The organism is Bradyrhizobium sp. P2_E8 (assembly GCF_056403875.1).
The window spans coordinates 1-5,016 of record NZ_JBFUES010000552.1 but is presented as its reverse complement, the minus strand read 5'-3'; the positions used below and the strand labels follow the sequence as shown (position 1 = coordinate 5,016).

The following is a 5,016-nucleotide window of genomic DNA, read 5'->3' as shown; positions in this document are numbered from 1 at the left end:
GTCGCGGTCAGCGTCAGCGGCGCGTGGCCGGCCAGCAGCCGGGCGACCTCGTCGGCGCGCTTTTCGAGGGCGGCAAGATCCTCGACGACCTCGCCGAGCAGCCCGACGCCGGCGGCTTCAGTGGCGTCAATGAGGCGCGCGGTGAAGATCAGATCCTTGACGCGCGCGGCGCCAATGAGCGCGGTGAGACGGCTGACATTGGACATCGACAGGCAGTTGCCGAGTGTCCGGGCAATGGGAAATCCGATTTTGGCGCTTCTGGTGCCGATGCGCAGGTCGCAGGCCGCGGCGATGCCCGCCCCGCCGCCGGTACAGAACCCGTTGATCGCGGCGATGGTCGGGACCCGGCACTGTTCGAGCGTGGTGAGCACGCGATCGATCCGGTTCTCGTAGTCGATCGCGTCCTGCGGCGTCTTGAATTCGCGGAACTGGTTGATGTCGGTGCCCGAGGCGAAGGCCTTGTCGCCGGCCCCACGCAGCACGAGCACCTTGATCGATTGATCGCGGTTGGCCTCTTCGCAGATCGCCGCGAGGCGCTCGTACATGGCGAAGGTGAAGGCGTTGCGCGCCTGCGGGCGATTGAAGGTGATCCGCCCGATGCCGTCGTTGCATTCAAAAACGAGGTCGTCCGCCTCCGCAGCCAGGTCCATTACCTCATATCCTCTTGTTTTTTACATTTTTGAATGCAAAATTTGGGATTAGCAAGCCGGAACTTCCAGATTTCGACCGATTACTTCGTTTTTGCATTCAAACAGGAGTCGCGTGCCATGCTTCACGAGGAGGTCGTCGGCCGCATCCGCGCCATCCTGCTCGACGGTGAGATCCCGCCGGGCGCGCGGATTCCCGAGCGCGAGCTGTGCGACCGGCTCCAGATCTCGCGCACGCCGCTGCGCGAAGCGCTCAAGGTGCTCGCGGCCGAAGGCCTCGTGCAGCTCCTGCCCCATCGCGGCTCGCGCGCGGCAAAGCTGACCGACAAGGACATGCGCGACCTGTTCGAGGTCTGCCAGGGCCTCGAAGCCCTCGCCGGCGAGCTCGCCTGCGAGCGCATCACCGACGCCGAGATCGGCGAGATCGCCGCCGCGCACACGGACATGGTACAGCGTTATCGCGAGGGCGACCTGATCCAGTACTATCGCGGCAACCGAGCCATTCACGAAGCCATCGTCGCCGCGGCCGGAAATCCCGCACTGACCGGGCTCTACGCCTCCGTGACCGCGCGCATTCGCCGCGCGCGCTACGTCACGCCGATGACACCGCAGCGCTGGGCGTTCGCCGTGAAGGAGCACGAGGCGATCCTGAACGCGCTGCAGCGGCGCGACGGTGCCGGCCTCTCGCACATCCTGCGAGCGCATCTGCGCCATAAGCGCGAAGAGGTCTTGCAGGCGGGCTTTGCCGAGACGGAAGCAAGCGACCTCGCGCTGCGGATCGCGTGAGGCGGGCTTGCCCGGCGAGCATTCGTTCGACCCATTCGGCGTCTGGCCTTCGCGCCGCTTCGCTGCGATAACCGCCTCGAAGATCGGTCATAAGATCAGGCGACGCCGCAATGAACAAACCGCTGCCCTCAGACCCGTCGCTCGTGTGACCTCCGACAGCACGGGAAGCGCACCGCAAGGCGGCTTTGCCGATCTCGTTCCCGAACACGGCGTTTCCCGCATTGAAGCCAGCCTGCCGTTCTGGCGCGACTTGCTCGGCTTCGAGCTCGCCTATGATCGCCCCGGTGCGCGATTTGCGTATCTCGTCCGAGGACGCTTGCAAGTCATGCTCTGCGAATTGAACGGACGCTGGGAGACGGCCGAGATGCAGCGGCCATTCGGACGCGGCGTCAATTTCCAGATGGTCGTCGATCGCATTGATCCCATGCTGAGGGCTCTCGGCGATGCCAAATGGCCGCTCTACGAGCAGCCGAACGAAGCCTGGTATCGGGTCGGCGATCAGGAATTCGGCCAGCGTGAATTCCTCGTCCAGGATCCGGATGGTTACCTCGTGCGCTTCGTCGAACGCCTGGGCACGCGCACGCCATCCTGACGCAAAAAGATTCGTTCCTGCCGCATCGCGCGATCAGGAGACACAATCGCGACACAATCGTTGATTGCATTGCGATGGCGCGCGAAAAGTTGCGCAAAACAGAAGACAAAGGCGGAGGAAACGCATGACACTCGATGTCTCACGTCGATCCCTGTTCGCATTGGGGGCTGGCCTTGGCGCCAGCGCAATGCTCGGCGGCAGCGCGCTTGCCCGCGCTCCCAAACTCGGCACCCAGACTCCCTATTGGCACCGCTTCGTTCTCGGCGACGCCGAAGTGACCGTCGTCTCCGACGGACCGCTGCCGCTCGGCGATCCCTCCGGGACCTTCACCGGCGTTCCCAAGGAAGAGGTGAAGAAGATGCTGGCGGACAATTTCCTGTCGCCGGACAACGTAGTGCTCGAGCAGAACTCCCCGATCGTCAACACCGGCGACAAGCTTATCCTGTTCGACACCGGCATGGGCAGCTCCAAGATGTTCGGCGCCACCACCGGCCGCCAACAGAAGAGCATGGCGGAAGCCGGCATCAAGCCGGAGGACATCGATGCCGTGGTCTGCTCGCACGCGCATATCGACCACATCGGCGGCATCGTGGATGCCAACAACAAGCCGCTGTTTCCGAACGCGCAGATCTACATCTCCCAGACCGATTTCGACTTCTGGACCGACGAAGGCAAGCTCGGCAGCGCGGCCAAGGACTTCGTGGTTCACGCCCGCAAGAATCTGCTGCCGGTCCGCGACCGCATCGTGTTCTTCAAGGACGGCCAGGAATTTTTGCCGGGCGTGCAGGCGATCGCCGCGCCCGGTCACACCGTCGGCCACACCATCTTCCTGGTCAGCTCGGCCGGCAAATCCTTCGCCTTCCTCGGCGACCTCTCGCACCATTCGGTGCTGCTGCTGGAGCGGCCGCGGATGGAATTCTCCTACGACACCGACCCGAAGCAGGCAGCCGAGTCGCGCGTCAAGCTGCTCACCATGCTGGCGGCCAACAAGACGCCCGTGATGTCCTATCACTTCGCCTGGCCCGGCTACGGCCACGTCGCGAAGGCCGGCGACGGCTTCCACTACTATCCCGAACCGATGCAGATGACGCTGTAGTCGACATCAAGCCCGGGTCGCGCATGTGCGGCCCGGGCCGTTCGCTTGATCTGCCCGACAGAGGGGAATGATCCCTGACCGGTTCCCGTCGCGGCACAACGACCCTTCTGGAGCATTTTCCGGCAAGGCAGGCCCGTTCCAGGCAAGAGTTCGCCTCACTGCTCGGGTAAGAGTCCCTTGGCATCACTTTCATCGACGTGAGCGCGTGACGCCCTTTTGGTCTTGCGCCGCTCACGCTCGCAAAATGCTCAGGAGACATGCCATGAAGATCGTCGTGATCGGCGGCAGCGGACTGATCGGATCCAAGCTCGTTGCGAGGCTCAAGCAGCAAGGCCACGTGGTCGTCGCGGCCTCCCCGAAAACAGGCGTGAACGCCGTGACCGGGGAAGGCCTCGCTGACGCGCTGGCGGGCGCGGATGTCGTGGTCGATGTCGCCAACGCGCCGTCCTGGGAGCCCGCCGCCGTGCTCGAATTCTTCCAGCGTTCGAGCCAAAACCTCGCCGCGACCGAGGCTGCAGCTTCCGTCAAGCATCATGTCGCGCTGTCGATCGTGGGAACCGATCGCTCGCCCGACATCGCCTATTTTCGTGCCAAGCTCGCGCAGGAGACCATCGTCAAGGCATCTCCGGTCCCCTACTCGATCGTTCGCGCCACGCAGTTTTTTGAATTCCTCGGCGCCATTGCCGAGACGGGCGCGGCCGACGGCCGGATCGTCGTGCCATCGGCGTTGTTTCAGCCGATCGCATCCGACGACGTGGTCGCTTCCCTCGCGGACGTCGCGACGGGACGTCCGCTCAACGGCACGATCGATATCGCGGGACCGGAAAAAGCTCCCTTCAACGAGTTCGTTGCGCGCCGCCTGAGAGCGTCCGGCGATAGCCGCCCGGTGGTGGGAGACGCCAAGGCTCCGTATTACGGATCTCCCATCGCGGACACCTCGCTGGTCCCGCTCGGCGAGGCGCGGCTCGGGAAAACGCCGCTCGCAACATGGCTCGCGACGGCCTGACGTCCCAAGGTCGCCGCAACCACGGCAATGAAGGAAATCCCATGCGCAGATTGCTGATCGCAACGGCGGCTTACGCCGCATTCCTCCTCGCGGCCCATGCAGCCGAGACGCAGCCGGCCGCGAAGTCGGCCAAAGTGACCGTCGTGTTCGACCAGGTCCTGCCGAACGCCCCCGGCAAGAGCATGAAGGGCGTGCTGGTCGAGTATGGTCCCGGAGGCTCTTCCCCGGCCCACACCCACGCGCGCTCCGCGTTCATCTATGCCACGGTGCTCGAGGGAGCGATACGAAGCCAGGTCAATGACGAACCGGCCAAGGTGTTTCACAAGGGAGAGAACTTCTTCGAGAAGCCCGGCGATCGCCATGCCGTCAGCACCAACGCCAGCGATACCGAGCCGGCGAAGCTGCTGGCCGTGTTCGTGGTGGACACAACCGACACCGAGCTGACGACGCCGATCGTGAAGTAGCGCGCGGGCCCAGGCGCCTCAGCGCAAGATATCAGCAGCCGAGCTTTTCGGCGATGCCGCCAAAATCCCTGGCGACGATGTCCCAGTTGCCGGTGGCTTCGAAGTCCACCTTCTGCAACGGCCCATACTCCGTCGGCCGCGCCACGAACGCGGTCTTGAGCCCGTTCTTCTGCGCGGCGGCGAGATCGCCGTTGTGGGCGGCGACCATCATCACCTCGCCCGGCTGGAGGCCGAGCAGGCGCGCAGCGCCGAGATAGGTCTCGGGATCGGGCTTGTAGTGCTCGAAAAGCTCCGCGGACATGACGAGGTCCCACGGCAGGCCTGCGAACTTCGCCATGTTGGTGAGCAGCGCGACGTTGCCGTTCGACAGCGGCGAGATGACGAATTTCGACTTCAGCCGCGTTAGCCCCGCGACGCTGTCGGGC

General features: G+C 64.4%; 7 protein-coding genes. 5 read left to right on the top strand and 2 right to left on the bottom strand.

Annotated elements, in window-relative coordinates; all coding sequences use genetic code 11:
- Positions 1 to 650: enoyl-CoA hydratase (locus tag AC1D00_RS26230; RefSeq protein WP_477012650.1), on the bottom strand; the 650-nt coding region annotated here is incomplete at its 3' end.
- Positions 651 to 767: 117 nt separating this feature from the next.
- On the opposite strand from AC1D00_RS26230, the gene AC1D00_RS26225 reads away from it, so the two are divergent.
- The 5 genes from AC1D00_RS26225 to AC1D00_RS26205 all read left to right on the top strand — a co-directional run bounded on the left by AC1D00_RS26225 (position 768) and on the right by AC1D00_RS26205 (position 4,591).
- On the top strand, positions 768 to 1,433 hold the full coding sequence (locus tag AC1D00_RS26225) for a GntR family transcriptional regulator (protein ID WP_477012649.1): 666 nt from the start codon (positions 768 to 770) through the stop codon (positions 1,431 to 1,433).
- 145 nt (positions 1,434 to 1,578) lie between these two features.
- Positions 1,579 to 2,025 carry a bleomycin resistance protein gene (locus tag AC1D00_RS26220; RefSeq protein WP_477012648.1) on the top strand — a complete coding sequence of 149 codons (447 nt, stop codon included), beginning with the start codon at positions 1,579 to 1,581 and terminating at the stop codon, positions 2,023 to 2,025.
- A gap of 124 nt (positions 2,026 to 2,149) precedes the next feature.
- Positions 2,150 to 3,121 (top strand): MBL fold metallo-hydrolase, encoded by a 972-nt coding sequence (locus tag AC1D00_RS26215; RefSeq protein WP_135173617.1) that lies wholly within the window; start codon positions 2,150 to 2,152, stop codon positions 3,119 to 3,121.
- 262 nt (positions 3,122 to 3,383) lie between these two features.
- The gene (locus tag AC1D00_RS26210) at positions 3,384 to 4,127 is read left to right on the top strand and encodes an SDR family oxidoreductase (RefSeq protein ID WP_477012647.1); all 744 of its coding nucleotides are present in this window, start codon (positions 3,384 to 3,386) and stop codon (positions 4,125 to 4,127) included.
- A gap of 41 nt (positions 4,128 to 4,168) precedes the next feature.
- Positions 4,169 to 4,591: a cupin domain-containing protein gene (locus tag AC1D00_RS26205; protein ID WP_135173615.1), complete on the top strand. Its 423-nt coding sequence runs from the start codon at positions 4,169 to 4,171 to the stop codon at positions 4,589 to 4,591.
- 31 nt (positions 4,592 to 4,622) lie between these two features.
- On the opposite strand, the gene AC1D00_RS26200 is transcribed toward AC1D00_RS26205, so the two are convergent.
- Positions 4,623 to 5,016 (bottom strand): HAD-IA family hydrolase (locus AC1D00_RS26200; RefSeq protein WP_477012646.1); only part of this gene is annotated, 394 nt, incomplete at its 5' end.

Coding starts and splice junctions, on each gene's coding strand:
- AC1D00_RS26225 (WP_477012649.1), top strand. CDS start 768: ATGCTTCACGAGGAGGTCGTCGGCCGCATCCGCGCCATCCTGCTCGAC.
- AC1D00_RS26215 (WP_135173617.1), top strand. CDS start 2,150: ATGACACTCGATGTCTCACGTCGATCCCTGTTCGCATTGGGGGCTGGC.
- AC1D00_RS26210 (WP_477012647.1), top strand. CDS start 3,384: ATGAAGATCGTCGTGATCGGCGGCAGCGGACTGATCGGATCCAAGCTC.
- AC1D00_RS26205 (WP_135173615.1), top strand. CDS start 4,169: ATGCGCAGATTGCTGATCGCAACGGCGGCTTACGCCGCATTCCTCCTC.